Origin of the sequence: Streptomyces sp. ADI95-16, assembly GCF_003721495.1 — a bacterium.
Taxonomy (GTDB): Bacteria; Actinomycetota; Actinomycetes; order Streptomycetales; family Streptomycetaceae; genus Streptomyces; species Streptomyces goshikiensis.
Genome location: NZ_CP033581.1, coordinates 5337221 through 5354111, shown reverse-complemented (window position 1 = coordinate 5354111; position 16891 = coordinate 5337221). Strand labels below are relative to the sequence as shown.

Here is a 16891-nt window from a genome sequence, read left to right as displayed (position 1 = left end):
CGAGCCTATCCGTCCGCTCCGAGGTCACCGTCCGCGTCGGATCCGCCTTGGAGGATCCGCTCAAGACGGGCCCGGCCCGGGAGGTTGCGGGGGCGGATCACACGGCCGCTGCGGACGTGCAGGAAGGCGGCGGTGATGTGGGTGAGGGGCGTGCCGGTGGTCTCCGACCAGGCCAGTCGGTACACGGCCAGCTGGAGGGGGTCGGCGTCGGTGGAACGGCCGGTCTTCCAGTCGACGATCTCGAACGTGCCGTCGGGGTTCGCGTAGACCGCGTCGATCCGGCCGCGGATCACGCGGCCGGCGAGGGTCAGCTGGACCGGGACCTCCATGCGGTGGGGGGTCCGCTCGGCGTAGTCGCTCCGCTCGAAGGCCGCCTTGAGGGAGTCGAGGTCGGCCTCGTCGGCGATCTCCTGGTCGCAGCCGGGGAGCTCGGTCTCGGGGTCGAGGACGTCGAGGAGCGGGAGCGGGAGCTCGTCGAAGCGGGACTCCACCCAGGCGTGGAAGCGCGTGCCCTGGCGCGCCGCGGGCTGGGGGGGCTGGGGCATGGGGCGGGCGAGGTCGCGGGCGAAGGCCTGTTCGTCGGCGGCGAGGCGCAGGAGCTGGCTGGCCGAGAGGGCCGACGGGAGCGGGACGTCCCGGACGACCGCCCGCGCTCGGCGGAGCTCGCCCTCCAGCGCGTCGAGGTCCCGGTCCCAGGAGGCGACGGCCCGCGCCTCCTCGGGCGTGAGCCCGCGCGGGGAGGGCCGGGCGACTCCGCCGGGGGGCTCGGCCTCGGGGTCACCGCCCCGGCTGCCGGCGGGCTCCGCCCAGGGGTCTTCGGCGGGTGCGCCGGGCGCCCGGCCCGCGTCTGCGCGAGGTGAGGGCACGGCGGTGCCGGCGCCGGGGCGCAGCCACGGCTCCTCCCCCGGCCACAGGTCGTCCCCGCCCGGCGCGGGCGCGGCGGTGCCGTCGGCGCCCCAGAGGTCCTCCTCCGGCCACGGCTCTCCCCCGGCGGGGTCGGTCGGCACGGCTCCGACATCGCCGGGGCGGGGCCACTGCTCCTCGTCCGGCCACGGGGCGTCGTCCCCGCCCGGCGCGGGCACGGCGGCAGCGTCGGCGCTCCACAGGTCCGCCTCCGGCCACAGGTCGTCCGCCGGGGCCGCGGGGGCCGCCGGGGGCGGGGCGGCCAGGTGGGACTCGACCAGGGCCGCCGCGTGGCGGCGGAGGCTGAGGGAGGCCGGATCCAGCGGCAGGGGCCAGGAGTGGTCCGGGGTGTCGGACGTCGCCAGGGCCGGGTTGACCGCGTCCGCATCGGGTTCGTCCGCCCAGGCCTCGATCTCGCCGTGGCCCGCCTCGCAGTGGCGGCGCAGCGCGTCCAGGAACGCCGACGGGCCCCGGCGCTTCTTCTGGGTCGGCCCCCACCAGTGGCCCGAGGCCAGCAGGAGGGAACGCGGGCGCGTGAACGTCACGTACCCGAGGCGCAGCTCCTCGACCTCCTTGTGGGACTTCAGGGCCGCCTTGAAGGACTTGAGGCCCGCCGAGGTCCACGCCGGGTCCCCCGGCAGGGTCTCCGCGTCCCCGCGCAGCGCGTACGGCAGGACCTTCGCGTACGAGGTCCAGGCCTCCGGGGCCTTCTCCTTCGGGAACGAGCCCGCGCACAGGTCCGGGACCACGACCACGTCCCACTCCAGGCCCTTGGACTTGTGCGCGGTGAGCACCTTCACCGTGTTCTCCCCGCCCGGCAGCGCGTGGTCGAGGCCCTTCTCGTACTGGGCGGCCGTGCGCAGGAACGACAGGAAGGCGAGCAGCGAGGCCTCGCCGTCCAGGGAGGCGAAGCCGGCCGCCACGTCCATGAAGTTGGACAGCGTCTCCCGGCGGCGGGCCGCCAGCGCGTGCGGCGACGCCGACAGCTCCACATCCAGCCCGGTCGTGGCCAGCACCCGGTGCAGTACGTCCATCAGCGGGTCGGCGAGCGATCGCCGCAGGTCGCGCAGCTCCTGGGCGAGGTGCGCGAACCGGACCCGGGCCTCCGCCGAGAACGGCAGTTCGTCCACGGGCGCGGCGGAGGAGTGCCCCGAGCCGTCCAGGAACGTCTCCAGCGCGTCCGCGAGGGAGACGACCTCGACCGGGTCCACGCCCTCGACGGCCGCCGCGAGGCGTTCGTCCGGATCCACCTCGCCCGGGGCCCGGGCGACCAGCTGCCGCGCCCGGCGGCCCAGCAGCGCCAGGTCGCGCGCGCCGATCCGCCAGCGCGGCCCGATCAGCAGCCGGACCAGCGCGGCGTTGGCGCCCGGGTCCTGGAGGACCTCGCAGACCGCGACCAGGTCGGCGACCTCCGGAAGGTGCAGCAGCCCGGAGAGGCCGACCACCTCCACCGGCACGTCCCGGGCCACCAGGACGGCCTGGATCCGCGCGAAATCGCCGCCCGAGCGGCACAGCACCGCGATCTCGCGCGGCTCCGTCCCGGTGCGGACCAGGTGGGCCACCGAGTCGCCGAGCCACTCCAGCTCCTCGGCGTGCGTGGGCAGCAGCGCGCACCGCACCGAGCCGGCCCGCTCCGCCCCCGGCGCCGCGCGCAGCGCCTCGACGCCCTCGTGCATCGACCGCAGCGGCGCGGCCAGGCCGTTGGCCAGGTCCAGCAGCCGGCCGCCGCTGCGCCGGTTCTCGCTCAGCGAGAAGCGGGTGGCGGGGCGGCCGCCCGCGTGCGGGAAGTGCTCGGGGAAGTCGTCCAGGTTGGCGACGGAGGCGCCGCGCCAGCCGTAGATCGCCTGGCAGGGGTCGCCGACGGCGGTCACCGCGTGCCCCGTGCCGCCCCCGAAGAGGCCGGACAGCAGCAGCCGCTGCGCGACGGAGGTGTCCTGGTACTCGTCGAGCAGGACCACCCGGAACTCCTCGCGCAGCAGCGCCCCCACCTCGGGCCGGGTGGTGGCGAGCTGCGCGGAGAGGGCTATCTGGTCGCTGAAGTCGAGCAGGTCGCGGGAGCGTTTGGCGGCGCGGTAGCGGGCGACGAGTTCGGCCAGTTCGAGGCGGCCGCGCACCGCTTCGGGCACCTTGCGCAGGTCTTCGTTGCTGAGCTTGGTGCCGGCCAGCACGTCCAGCAGCGCGGTGTCGTACGCGCGCAGGTCCGCCGGCGCGACCAGGTGCTCGGAGAGTTCCGCATCGAGCGCGAGGAGGTCGCTGACCAGGTCGGGGATCGACTTGGTCAGCGCCGGGTACGGGCCGGGGGCCTCGCGCAGCACGCGGGCGGCGAGCTGGAAGCGGGTGGCGTCGGCGAGCAGCCGGGCGCTGGGCTCCAGCCCGATGCGCATGCCGTGGTCCTTGAGGAGCTGCCCGGCGAAGGCGTGGTACGTGGAGATCCGCGGCTCGCCGCCGGCCGCGCCGTCCCCGGCCGGGGACGCGTCCGGGGACGGGACGGGGGACGGGTCCGGGTCGGTGATGCCGGCCCGCGCGAGGGCCGTGCGGACGCGCTCGGCGAGCTCACCGGCGGCCTTGTTGGTGAAGGTCAGGCCGAGGACCTGCTCGGGCGCGACGGCGCCGGTGCCGACCAGCCAGACCACGCGGGCGGCCATGACGGTGGTCTTGCCGGAGCCGGCGCCCGCGACGATCACCTGCGGGGCGGCGGGGGCGGTGACGCAGGCCATCTGTTCGGGCGTGAAAGGGATACCGAGGAGCTCCTTGAGCTGCTCGGGGTCGGTGAGGACGGACGGACGCGCGGACACGTGAAAAGGCTAGCCCGGCCGACTGACACTCCCCGCCGCCGTCTCGGCCCGCGGACTCACTCCACGGTCTGGCGGCCCTCCGGGCGGGCCGTGCACGCGCTGCGGAACGAGCAGTGGTCGCAGTGTTTGCCCGCGGCGGGGGCGAACCGTTCGTCCAGGACCCGCCCGGCGGCGGTGGCGAGCAGGTCGCCGACCCACTCCCCCTCCAGCGGCCGCTGGGCCTGGATCTTGGGCACGGCGTCGCCGCCGTCGCGCTGGGCCGCGCCTTGGCGCAGCTGGACGAGCTCGGCGCCGCCGGCCTCGGGGCGCAGCCCGTCGAAGGCCTCGTCCACGGCGCCTTCGCGGACGGCGAGCTGGTAGACGGCGAGCTGGGGGTGGCGGGCGACCTCGTCCTTCGTGGGGGCGCCCTTGCCGGTCTTGAAGTCGACGACGTACGCGCGGCCCTGCGGGTCGGCCTCGACCCGGTCCATGGAGCCGCGGATGCGGACGGCGTACTCGCCCGCTTCGAGGGTGACGTCGAAGTCGTGCTCGGTGGCCACGGGCTCGCGGCCGCCGCGGTCGGTGGTGTGCCAGCGCAGGAAGCGCTCCAGGGCGGCGCGGGCGTTCTCCTTCTCCTGGCGGGACTTCCAGGGCGCGTCGAAGGCGAGGGCGTCCCAGACCGTGTCGAGGCGCTCCATGAGGACGGCGAGGTCGGCGGGGGTACGGCCGGAGGCGACCTCGTCGGCCAGGACGTGGACGACGTTGCCGAAGCCCTGGGCGGCGGTGGAGGGCGCGTCGGCCTTGACCTCGCGGCCGAGGAACCACTGGAGGGAGCAGGTGTTGGCGAGCTGGTCCAGGGCGGAGCCGGAGAGGGCCACGGGCCGCTCCCGGTCCCGGAGCGGGACGCTGCTTCGGGTGGGCTCGTACAGGCCCCACCAGCGCTGCGGGTGCGCGGCGGGGACCAGCGGGCGGTCGTCCTCGTCGGTGAGCGCGGCGAGGCGGGCGAGGCGGCGGGCGGCGGCGTCGCGCAGGACCGGGGAGGCGTCGGGGTCGACGGTGGTGGCGCGGAGTTCGGCGACGAGCGCGGGTACGGCGAGGGGCCGGCGCGGCCGGCCGGTGACGTCCTTCGGGGTGACGCCGAGTTCGGTGAGGAAGCGGGAGGGCTGGTCCCCGTCGTCGGCGGGGGCCTTGACGGCGGTGACGACGAGGCGGTCGCGGGCGCGGGTGGCGGCGACGTAGAACAGGCGGCGCTCCTCGGCGAGGAGCGCGCCGGGGGTGAGGGGTTCGGCGAGGCCGTCGCGGCCGATGCGGTCGGCTTCGAGGAGGGAACCGCGGCGGCGCAGGTCGGGCCAGAGGCCCTCCTGGACGCCGGCCACGACGACGAGGGACCACTCCAGGCCCTTGGAACGGTGGGCGGTCATCAGCCGTACGGCGTCGGTGCGGGCGGTCTTGCCGGTGAGGGTGTCGGCGGCGATGTCCTCGGCTTCGAGCTGTTCGAGGAAGTTGAGCGCGCCGCGGCCGCCGGTACGTTCCTCCGCGCGGGCGGCGGTGTCGAAGAGGGCGCACACCGCGTCGAGGTCGCGGTCGGCGTTGCGGCCGCCCGCGCCGCCGCGGCGGGCGCCCCGCTCCAGGCGCTGGGGCCAGGGGGTGCCGTCCCAGAGGACCCACAGGGCCTCCTCGGCGGTGCCGCCGCCCTGGAGCAGCTCGCGGGCCTTGCGCAGGAGCAGGCCGAGGCGTTGCGCTCCGCGGGCGTAGGCGGGGTCGTGGGCGGTGAGCCGCTCGGGCTCCGCGAGGGCGCGGGCCAGCAGCACGTCCGAGGGCGCGGGCACCTTGACCCCGGCGGCCCGCTCCTCGTCCCGCAGCGCCCGCCCGAGCCGCCGCAGATCGGCGGCGTCCATCCCCCCGAGCGGCGACCCGAGCAACGCGATGGCCGCCTCGACGCCGATCCCCTCGTCCCCGGCACCCGACTCCGGCGCGGGGCCACCGTCCCCGTCCGCGCTGGCGTCCGCGTCGGCGCCGGACTCCGCCGCGGGTTCGTCCGCGAGCGCGGCGGCGGGGGAGGCTCCCCGCCCGCCCGCGTCGGCGCCTTCGGCGGCCGAAGGCCCGGCCGACTGCGCCGGGATCACCACAGCACCCGCGCCCGGCCCCGCCGACCCGGTGCCCGCGTCCGCACCGGCCCCGGCCGGGACCGCCGTGGCGGACCGGCCCGGCTCGGCCCCGTCGGTGGCGGGGCCCACGGCGGGATCGGCGGGGTCGGCGGGGTCGGCGGGGTCGGCGGGATCGGCGGGCCCAGACGTATCAGCGGGGTCGGCGGCCCCGGCCGTGGTGGTGGTCAGGGGGAGGGCGGCCAGGCGGAGGGCCGTGAGGAGGGGGGTGACGGCGGGTTCGTGGCGGAGGGGGGTGTCCGTGCCGTCGGTTTCGGCGGGGACTCCGGCGGAGATCAGGGCGCGGCGCATCGCCGGCAGGGTGCGGCCGCCGGCGCGGACCAGGACGGCCATGTCCTGCCACGGCACGCCCTCCTCCAGGTGCGCCCGGCGCAGGACGTCGGCGATGTTGTCCAGCTCCGCGCCCGCCGTCGGGTACGTGAAGACCTCGACCCGGCCGCCCTCCCGGGTGGGCGTGAGGCCGCGGTGGGCGCGGACCGCCGCCGCCGGCAGCCGCGTCAGCGGCATGCGGGAGGTCAGGAGGCGGGTCGCGGCCAGCAGGGCCGAGGCGGAGCGGCGGCCGACGGTCAGCGCCCGCACCCGCGCGCCCGGGAAGGCGCCCTCGAAGTCCAGGGTGTTGTTGATGTCGGCGCCGCGGAACGCGTAGATCGACTGGTCGGGGTCGCCGAAGGCGACCAGCGTCCCGCCCGGCCCGGTCAGCGCCCGCAGCAGCCGCAGCTGCGAGGCGTCGGTGTCCTGGAACTCGTCGACGTAGATCACGTCGTACGCCGCCGCGAGCGACGGCGAGCGCTCCGCCAGCAGCACCGCCCGGTGCAGCAGCTCCGCGTAGTCGAGGGTGCCCTGGAGGTCCAGGACGTCCAGGTACTCCGAGAGGAAGGCCGCCGCCGCCTGCCAGTCCGGCCGCCCCAGCCGGGCCGCGAAGTCGGACAGGGCGTGCGGGCCCAGGCCCAGCTCACGGGCCCGGGCCAGCACCGCGCGGACCTCGTCGGCGAAGCCGCGCGTGGTCAGCGCGGCCCGCAGGTCGTCGGGCCAGCGGATGGAGCGCAGCCGGCGCTGGCCCTCCAGCAGGGTGCGGACCATCACGTCCTGCTCGGGACCGGACAGCAGCCGCAGCGGATCCGCGAACAGGTCGGTGTCCTGGTGGGCGCGGACCAGCCCGTAGCAGAAGGAGTGGAAGGTGGTGGCCTGCGGAGCCCGCGCCCCGCCGAGGCGCAGCGCGGCCCGGTCGCGCAGTTCCACCGCCGCCTTGCGGCTGAAGGTGAGGATCAGGATCCGGGCGGGGTCGGTGCCGGCCTCGACGCGGGCGGCGGCCGCCTCGACCAGCGTGGTCGTCTTTCCCGTACCGGGGCCGGCCAGGACGAGGAGCGGTCCGCCGGGGTGGTCAACCACCGCGCGCTGCGCTGCGTCCAGAACAGGAGGATCCAGCCGGTCCGGTCCGGTGCGCACCAGGCGGTACGCGTCAGGGGTTCGCGTACGCCGCTCGGAGCGGTCGGAGGGAGAGGTGATCACGTGAGCTGCCGGTCCTGGTGGGTCTGCGGGGTCTGCGGGGTCTGCTCGGTCCGCCCGGGCTGCCGGGTCCGCCGGGTCCGCCGGCGCCGCGGTCGCGGCGATGGCCGAAGAGGCAACGCTACGCCAACGGGCACGTCCCCCGCAGGGACCCCGGGTGGCGGGCGGGATCCCGCGCGCACTCCCCCGTACGCGTCTTCGACCTCCCGCCCGGGCCCCCCATGGCGGAAGCTGTCAGATGTGAGCCTCGTCCCTTCCGCCCGGCCCGGATCCCTCGTCCCGCCCGTCCCAGCGCGCCCTGCGCATGTCGAGCCGCTGCTCTCCGGTGGCGGTCCCGCGCAGCGGGGTGGACTCGGTCCGGTAGTGCTCCAGGGCGCGCCGCTCGCTCCCGGGCAGGGGCCGGCCGTCCGACCTGACCACCCGCCACCAGGGCACGGCTCCCCCGTACAGGGCCATGACGCGCCCGACTTGGCGCGGTCCGCCCTCGTCGAGCCACTCGGCGACGTCCCCGTACGTCATCACCCGGCCGGGCGGAATCCGCTCGGCCGCGTCCAGTACCCGCTCCGCGTACGCGGGCAGCTCTTCGCTCATTCGGCACATGGTGCCGTACGTCACCGACAAGACCTTGGAAGGTTTCCTTCCGCGATGGCGCGCACCCTGATGCCTCCCCCGCCCGCCCGTCCGTGCCACCATCTTCCGGGCGGTGACGCGTGATACGTGATCAAGAAGAGACGGATGTGAAGGCGAAGGAGCAGGGTGTGAGCCCTCCGGACGGCGATGCGACGGACGACGGCGCGCGCCCGGACGGCGGCTCCGCCGCGCCCTCCGACGCCCCTTCACCGCGGGCGGACGGCGGCGCGTCCACGCGCCCCGACGCCCGGAAACCCCAAGCCCCGCGGGCCCCACAGGACCCACAGGACCCACAGGACCCACAGGACCCGCAGACCCCGAAGCCCGACGGCGACGGCGACCGCGACCACGCCCCGACGGCGGCCGACCAGGTCGAGGTGGACGAGCCCCTGCTCGCCGCCCGCGTCCACCGGCCGTCCGACCTGGTACGGCTGCTCGTCGGCGTTCTCGGCATCGCCGTCGTCCTCGCCATCGCCGCCTTCGCGCACGGCACCACCGTCGGCCTGGAAGCGGACATCAGCAAGGGCACCGGCCAGGCGCCGGACCTGCTCATCAAGGTCGCCGGGCTGGTCTCCAGCATCGCCGTGCTCCTCGTACCCGTCGCCTTCGCCATCGAACGGCTGATCAAACGCGACGGACTGCGCATCGCCGACGGCGTGCTCGCCGCCGTCCTCGCGCACGGGGTGACGCTCGCGACCGACCTGTGGGTCTCCGAGGCCGCCCCGCAGAGCATCCAGGACGCCCTGACCCGCTCCGCCGGCGCCGGCGGGGCGCTCACCGACCCGGTGCACGGATACCTCGCGCCGGTCATCGCGTACATGACGGCCGTGGGGATGACCCGCAGGCCGCGCTGGCGGGTCGCGCTGTGGCTGGTGCTGCTGCTCGACGCGTTCGCGATGCTGGTCAGCGGCTACACCACGCCGTTCTCGATCATCCTGACCGTGCTGATCGGCTGGAGCGTCGCGTACGGGACCTTGTACGCCGTCGGCTCGCCGAACGTCCGGCCCACCGGGCAGACCCTCCTCGCCGGGCTGCGCCGGGTCGGTTTCCAGCCGGTCAGCGCGATGCGCGCCGAATCACCCGACGGACCCGATTCCGATACCGACCGGGGGCGCAGCTACCACGTCACCCTGGAGGACGGGCCACCGCTCGACGTCACGGTCGTGGACCGCGAGCAGCAGGCCCACGGGTTCTTCTACCGCGTCTGGCGCCGGCTCACCCTGCGCGGCATCACCGTCCGGCGCAGCCTGAACTCCTCGCTGCGCCAGGCGCTGGAGCAGGAGGCGCTGCTCGCGTACGCGGCGATCGCGGCCGGGGCGAACGCGCCGAAGCTGATCGCCACCTCCGAGCTCGGCCCGGACGCCGTGATGCTCGTGTACGAGCACCTGGGCGGCCGGTCCCTGGACTCCCTCCCCGACGAGGAGATCACCGACGGGCTGGCCCGCAACGCCTGGGAGCAGGTGCGGGCGCTGCAGTCGCGGCGGATCGCGCACCGCAGGCTGACCGGTGACGCCCTCGTGGTGGATCGTTCCGGCAACGTCATCCTCACCGACCTGCGCGGCGGCGAGATCGCGGCCGGTGACCTGGTGCTGCGGATGGACATCGCGCAGCTCCTGACCACCCTGGGCCTACGGGTCGGCGCGGAGCGGTCGGTGGCCTCGGCGGTGTCGGTGCTCGGCCCGGACGCGGTGGCGGACTGCCTGCCGCTGCTCCAGCCGATCGCGCTGAGCCGCTCCACGCGGGCGACGCTGCGCAGGCTCGCCCGGGAGCGGGCGGACCGGGAGCGGGAAGCCGTACTGGAGTCCTCGCGGGCGGCGAAGGCCGCGCGCGAGGCGGTCTCGGGCACGGCCACGGGCACGACTCCTGCCGCTGACCGCAAGGCCGAGAAGCGGGCGCTGGACGACGCGCTCGACGAAGCCCGCGAGGAGGACCTGCTGAGCCAGATCCGCCGGCAGGTGCTGCTGATCCGCCCGCAGGCGCCGGTGGAGCCGGCCCGGCTGGAGCGGATCCGGCCGCGCACGCTGGTCTCGTTCATCGCGGGCGCGTTCGGCGCGTACTTCCTGCTGACGCAGCTGGCCCACGTGGACTTCGCGACGATCATCAGCTCGGCGCAGTGGGGCTGGGTCGGGGCGGCGCTGGCCTTCTCGGTCCTGACGTACTTCGCGGCGGCGATGAGCCTGCTGGGCTTCGTACCGGAACGGGTGTCGTTCCTGCGGACGGTACTCGCGCAGGTGGCGGGCTCGTTCGTGAAGCTGGTCGCGCCGGCGGCGGTCGGCGGAGTCGCGCTGAACACCCGCTTCCTCCAGCGCTCCGGGGTCCGGCCCGGGCTGGCGGTGGCCAGCGTCGGCGCCTCGCAGCTGTTCGGGCTGGCCAGCCACGTCCTGCTGCTGCTCGCGTTCGGCTACCTGACGGGGACCGAGAAGACCCCGGAGATGACCCCGTCGAGGACGGTCATCGCGGGTCTGCTGACGGTCGCGGTGCTGGTCCTCGTCGTGACGGCGGTGCCGTTCCTGCGGAAGTTCGTGGTGACCCGGGTACGGGCGCTGTTCGCGGGCGTGGTGCCGCGCATGCTGGACGTGCTCCAGCGGCCGCAGAAGCTGGTGACCGGCATCGGCGGGATGCTGCTGCTGACGGGCTGCTTCGTGATGTGCCTGGACGCCTCGATCCGGGCCTTCGGCGGCGGGCAGGACATCAGCTACGCGAGCATCGCCGTCGTCTTCCTCGCCGGCAACGCCCTCGGCTCGGCGGCCCCGACCCCCGGCGGCATGGGCGCGGTGGAAACCACCCTGACCCTGGGCCTGATCGCGGCGGGCCTGGACAAGCAGGTCGCCATCTCGGCGGTCCTGCTGTTCCGCCTGATGACCTTCTGGCTCCCGGTCCTCCCGGGCTGGATCTCGTTCAACTTCCTGACCCGCAAGGAAGCGATCTGACGCCCGGCGGGGCCGACGCCGCACGAGAACCCGCCCGGCAGGGCTGACGCACGGCTCGATATGGCCGCCGCACACGCGGAAAGTTGGTCGCGATCACCCCGCCGTGCAGAATTGCGTTCGATCCAAACGGCTGGGGGAACGCGCTGGTTCGGCCTGGAGCCCGCCATCCGCCGGATGGGGTGAGGGGCGGTACGGGTGGGGTTCGACGAGGAGTGGGGACGCCTGCGCGCCGAGGCCGCCGAACGGGCGAGCCAGGCGTCCGGGGCCGCGGGAGCGACCGGGGCGACGGGAGACCCGGCCCCCGCCGTGGCCGACGTACCCGATCCCGCGCCGGCGGCGCGGGACGCCGCCCGCGCCCGGCTGGCGGACTTCCGTAGCCGGGCGGTACTGGTCCCGCTCGACGAACGGGGCGGGCTCTGGACTGCCGCGCTCGGCGGCCTGGACTGGATCTGCGCTTTCTCCGACGAGGAGGCTCTGGCCCGCTTCGCCGTCGCCCGCGACGAGGCCGACCGCGCGTGGCCGTACCGCCGGCTCATCGGCGGCCGGCTGCTGGACGAGGTGCTGCCCGCCCTTGATTTCGCCTGCGGGGTCGCGCTGAACCCGGCGGGCCCGGACGGAACGCTGTTTCCGCCGGTGCGCGGCATCGTCCCGAATACGGCGGCGATCGACGCGGAGGCGGCCGCATGAGCGGGGACCAGCCGGATCTGGACGTCTCGAAGCAGGCCCTGGACCAGATCGCGAAGGGCATCACCGAGGCGCTGGGCGAGCTGAAGGAGCTCGGCACGACGGGCACGGCCGGCGCGGGACGCGGCTTTTCCACTCTGGCGCTGACCGGTCTGCAGACCGGACACGAGGGCCTGTCGGCCACGCTCGGCCAGTTCTGCCGGCGCTGGGAGTGGGGCGTGCGGGGGCTCGTCCACGAGGGCAACGCGTTCGCCTGGAACGTCGGCCTCTCGGCGGGAGTGATGCACGAGCAGGACCAGTACGTCCAGGGCACCTTCAAAGTGGCGGCGAACGCGGCGATGGGCAATCCGTACGCCTCCGAGGGCGATGTCACCGGCAAGAGCTGGGGAGATGTCCTCTCCGACAACCTGTACACGCAGATCCGGGACGCGGACTACGGCCACGAAGCCGGGCAACGGGCCACCGAGAACAGCAAGGAGGCCTGGAAGAGCGCGGTGCGGGACGTGAACAGTTCGGACATCCTCCTGTCGAACCAGATCATCGACGGGGTCGGGCTGCGGGACGAAGTCGACGGCGTGGTCGACGACATGGTCGGACCCGCACCCCAGCCGCAACCCCAGCCGGAGGGCGAGAGCCGATGACCGACTGGGGGGATCTGGCCAACAGGGGCCTGGACAAGGTCGAGCACGGCCTGGACCGCGCGAAGAAGGTGGTCGGCAGCGGTGTCGACCGGGCCACCGACCGGGTGGGGGGCGTCCTCGAAGGCCTCGGCGCGCACGACTGGGCCGACAAGGTCGAGGACTTCGGCGACGGTCTCGCCTCCCGCCTCGGGGCCGAAATCCGCGAGCAGCGGCTCGGCCAGAGCGACCAGGCGAACGAGCTCGTGCACGGCTCGCCCTCCGCGATCAGGGAGTCGGCGAAGCACTTCGCGGACTTCCACACGGCCTTCGACCGCGTGGGCCAGGGCATGAAGGCCCTGGACTCCGGCCACTGGAAGGGGGCGGCGGCCGACGCGTTCCGCCAGAAGTTCGCGATGCACCCCGGCGACTGGATGCGCGCCGCGGACGCCTGTGCCACGGCGGGCAAGGTGCTCATCTCGTACGCGGACACGGTCGAGTGGGCACAGCAGCAGGCCGCCGCGGCGATCACGCTGTACCAACAGGGCGAGCAGGCATCGAAGGAAGCGGACGAGACGCACGAGGCCCGGTCCGCGGCCTTCAAGGCGAACGTCGCGGCGGGCCGCGACGCCGGCCCCGAGCCGGTCAAGGGGGCCGATCCCGGCGACGGCCCCCGCGCGCGGGCCGAGGAGGTCCTGAACGAGGCCCGCCACCAGCGCGACGAGGCGGCCCGCGCGACCCAGCGGGTGATCTCGGCGGCGCTGGAACACGCCCCGGCCACGCCGCCGCCGCTGGACCGGGCGGTCGGCACCTTCCTGGACGCCCAGCAGGCCGGCAGCCTGGAGGTCACCCACGTCCTGGGCGGCGCCGTCAAAGGCACCGCCGGCATGCTCAACTTCGCGCGCGGCCTGAACCCCAGCGACCCGTACAACCTGACCCACCCGGCGGAGTACTCGCAGAACGTCAACATGACCCTCGCGGGCCTCGTCTCCACGGCCTCCCACCCGGAGCGCATACCCAGCGCCTTCATAGACAGCTTCAAGGACGACTTCAGCGAGGGCGCGGGCCGCCTCCTGCCGGAACTGATCGGCACCAAGGGCATGGGCGCCACCCGCACCGGCGCCCGTCTCGCCGAGGACGCGGCACGGAGCGCGACCCGCCGGGAAACGACCCGCGCAGCGCAGAAGGCCGAAGAGGAAGCCGCGGCGCGGGCCAAGAAGAACGACCTGACCTGCCGCGACGACCCGATCGACATGGCGACCGGCCGGATGATCCTCCCGCAGACGGACCTCGTGCTGCCAGGCTCCCTGCCGCTGTCCTTCACCCGCACCTTCGAGTCCGCGTACCGCTCGGGTCGCTGGTTCGGCCCGACCTGGGCCAGCACGGTCGACCAGCGCCTGGAACTCGACGAGGAGGGTGTCATCCTCGTCCGCGAGGACGGCAGCCTCCTCGCCTACCCGCACCCGGAACCGGGGATCCCGGTGCTTCCGACGCACGGCCAGCGCTGGCCGATGACCCTCGACTCCGACGGCGGGTACACGGTCACCGATCCGGAGTCCGGCCACGTCCGTCACTTCTCGGAGGACGGCCTCCTCACCCAGCTCGACGACCGCAACGGCGCCTGGATCACCTTCTCGTACGACGCGGCCGGCACCCCCCTCGCCCTCACCCACAGCGGCGGCCCCGAAGTGCGCCTGACGTGCGCGGACGGCCGAATAACCGGCCTCGCCCTCGCCGACGGTACGCAAATCCTCCGCTACGGCTACACGGACGGCCACCTCACCGAGGTCACCAACTCGTCCGGGCGCCCCCTGCGCTTCGGGTACGACGCACTGGGCCGGATCACGTCCTGGACCGACACCAACGACCGGCACTTCGACTACGTCTACGACGAACGGCACCGCTGCATCGCGCAGTCCGGCACCAACGGCCACCTGAACGTCCGGTTCGCCTACGAGCCGGGCCGCACCACACGGATCGACACCCGGGGCCACCACACCCGGTTCCTGGTCAACGACCTCGCCCAGATCACCGCGGAGATCGGCCCCACGGGCGCGACGACCCGCTTCACCCACGACGCGTACAACCGCCCGCTCTCGTACACGGACCCGCTGGGCCGCACGACGCTCCTCACCTACGACGAGGCCGGACGCCTCGTCTGCGTGACCCGCCCGGACGGACGCACGTCGCGCGCCGAGTACAACGCGCTCGGCCGTCCGGTGACGCTGATCGCCCCGGACGGCAGGGTCACGCGCCAGACGTACGACGATCGGGGCAAGCGCACCTCGGTCACCGACGCCACCGGCGCCACGACCCACTTCGCGTACGACGCGCGCGGCCACCTCGCCTCGGTGACGGACGCCCTGGGCCACACCACGACGGTGCTCTGCGACCGGGCCGGCCTCATCACCTCGTCGACGGACCCCCTGGGCGCGACGACGACGTGCACCCGCGACGGCTTCGGCCGCCCGGTCGCCATCACGGACCCGCTGGGCCACACCGCGCACCTCACGTGGAGCGTCGAGGGCCGTCTGCTGCGCCGCGTGAACCCGGACGGGACCGAGGAGTCCTGGACATACGACGGCGAGGGCAACTGTCTGACCCACACGGACGCGATGGGCGGGGTCACGGTCTCCGAGTACGGTGACTTCGACCTCCTCCTGGCCCGCACCGGGCCGGACGGCACGCGCCACACGTTCACGCACGACATGGAACTGCGCCTGACGGAGGTCTCCAACCCACAGGGCCTGACCTGGAGCTACACCTACGACGAGGCGGGCCGACTGGCCTCGGAGACGGACTTCGACGACCGCACCTTGACGTACGGGTACGACGCCTCGGGCATCCTCACGTCCCGTACCAACGCCGCGGGCGAGACCACGACCTACGAGCACAACGCGCTCGGCCAGGTCATCCGCAAGGACGCGGCCGGGCTCACCACCTCCTACGCCTACGACACGTTCGACGCCCTCGCGACAGCCGCTTCGGCGGATTCGACGATCACCTGGCTCCGCGACGACGCGGGCCGGCTCCTCTCGGAGACGGTCGACGGCCGCACCCTCACGTACGGGTACGACGCCCTGGGCCGCCGGACCGGCCGCACCACACCCGGCGGCTCCGAGTCCCTCTGGACGTACGACGCGGCCGGCCGGCGCACCGCCCTCACCACGGCGGGCCGCACCTTGACCTTCGGACGGGACGCGGCGGGCCAGGAACTGACCCGTACGCTCAACCCGGCGCTCTCCCTCACCCACGAGTACGACGACATGGGCCGGCGCACCGCGCAGTCAGTGACGGGCCAGGACGGCCGCACCCTCCAGCGCCGCGGCTACAACTACCGCGCCGACGGCTACCTGACCGGCGTCGACGACTCCACCACGGGCCTGCGTACCTTCACCCTGGACGCGGCGTCCCGTGTCACGGCCGTGGAGACGGCCTCATGGTCGGAGCGCTACGCCTACGACGAGGCGGGCAACCAGACCAGCGCCTCCTGGCCGGGCGACCACCCGGGCACGGAGGCCCAGGGCGACCGCACCTACACCGGCACCCGCATCACCCGCGCGGGCTCGGTCCGCTACGAACACGACGTCCTGGGTCGCGTCACCCTCCGCCAGAAGACCCGCCTCTCCCGCAAGCCGGACACCTGGCGCTACGAGTGGAACGCGGAAGACCGCCTGGTCGGGGTGACCACCCCGGACGGCACGCGCTGGCGCTACCACTACGACCCACTGGGCCGTCGCACGGCCAAACAGCGCCTGTCGCAGTCGGGATCGGTTCTCGAAGAAACCCTCTTCGCCTGGGACGGCACCACCCTCTGCGAGGAATCCGCCGGCCGGGTCACAGTGACCTGGACCCACCAGGGCCTGCACCCCCTCACCCAGACCGAACGCATCGGCCAAGACGCCGTTGACGAACGCTTCTTCGCGATCGTCACGGACCTGGTGGGCACCCCCACCCACCTCTTGGCGGAGGACGGCACCACCGCCTGGCACACCCGCGCCACCCTCTGGGGCACCACCACCTGGAACAGCGACGCGACCGCCTACACCCCGCTCCGCTTCCCGGGCCAGTACTACGACCCCGAATCCGGCCTCCACCACAACTACTTCCGCACCTACGACCCCGAAACGGCCCACTACCTCTCCCCAGACCCCCTGGGCCTCGCCCCCGCCCCCAACCCGACTACGTACGTCCACAACCCCCACACCTGGTCGGACCCGCTGGGTCTTGCTCCGCAGGGATGCCCTGAGGACGATCATCTGTTCCGTGGAACCACAGCGGGATTTGAGGGCAGTCCAGGAATGCAACGTGCGGGAGTCACGCCCACTTCCAGTGATCCTGGAGTCGCCACCATCTTCGCAACCCACTCAGAGCCCTTCGGGGGCGGCGAAGCCATTGTGCAATTGATTTCACGCCGCCAGTTGGATGGAGTGGAGATATTTGATGGATACTTGCCGCGCGAAAGAGAAGTCCCCATTGGCTTGACCCCCGCAGAAGTCACAGCACGGTCATCCGTTCAGATACCGTCATCTCTAGCACGCGAGATCCTGGGCGAAATGGGCATCACCGTGCCACGTAAGATCGACCTGTCGGACCTCAACCCTACTTTGGAGGTGCACGTACCCAAGCTGACCTCGGAACAAATTTCCCATTTCGTAAGAGAGGCATATAGACGTGGCTAG

The 16891-nt window shown here is 73.9% G+C and carries 7 protein-coding genes; 4 read left to right on the top strand and 3 right to left on the bottom strand.

Features of this window, described 5'->3' with window-relative positions:
* Window positions 1-5 precede the first annotated feature (5 nt).
* The 3 genes from EES41_RS24035 to EES41_RS24025 form a co-directional block, all read right to left on the bottom strand.
* Window positions 6-3698, bottom strand: coding sequence for an ATP-dependent DNA helicase (locus EES41_RS24035; protein ID WP_254211557.1), 3693 nt, complete (start codon window positions 3696-3698; stop codon window positions 6-8).
* A gap of 56 nt (window positions 3699-3754) precedes the next feature.
* Window positions 3755-7351 (bottom strand): ATP-dependent DNA helicase, encoded by a 3597-nt coding sequence (locus EES41_RS24030; protein WP_254211556.1) that lies wholly within the window; start codon window positions 7349-7351, stop codon window positions 3755-3757.
* Between the two features lie 231 nt (window positions 7352-7582).
* Window positions 7583-7939, bottom strand: coding sequence for an MGMT family protein (locus EES41_RS24025; protein WP_308299908.1), 357 nt, complete (start codon window positions 7937-7939; stop codon window positions 7583-7585).
* Between the two features lie 119 nt (window positions 7940-8058).
* Between EES41_RS24025 and EES41_RS24020 the strand changes: the two genes are divergently transcribed.
* The 4 genes from EES41_RS24020 (at window position 8059) to EES41_RS24005 (ending at window position 16891) form a co-directional block, all read left to right on the top strand.
* Window positions 8059-10908: a flippase-like domain-containing protein gene (locus EES41_RS24020; RefSeq protein WP_123080272.1), complete on the top strand. Its 2850-nt coding sequence runs from the start codon at window positions 8059-8061 to the stop codon at window positions 10906-10908.
* A gap of 195 nt (window positions 10909-11103) precedes the next feature.
* Window positions 11104-11595 carry a hypothetical protein gene (locus EES41_RS24015; protein WP_123080271.1) on the top strand — a complete coding sequence of 164 codons (492 nt, stop codon included), beginning with the start codon at window positions 11104-11106 and terminating at the stop codon, window positions 11593-11595.
* A complete protein-coding gene (locus EES41_RS24010) occupies window positions 11592-12233 on the top strand; it encodes a hypothetical protein (RefSeq protein ID WP_123080270.1) in 642 nt (213 codons plus the stop codon). The genes EES41_RS24015 and EES41_RS24010 overlap by 4 nt, the downstream gene beginning before the upstream one ends.
* Window positions 12230-16891, top strand: a complete 4662-nt coding sequence (locus EES41_RS24005; RefSeq protein WP_123080269.1) for a putative T7SS-secreted protein — start codon at window positions 12230-12232, stop codon at window positions 16889-16891. Before EES41_RS24010 ends, EES41_RS24005 begins: the two co-directional genes overlap by 4 nt.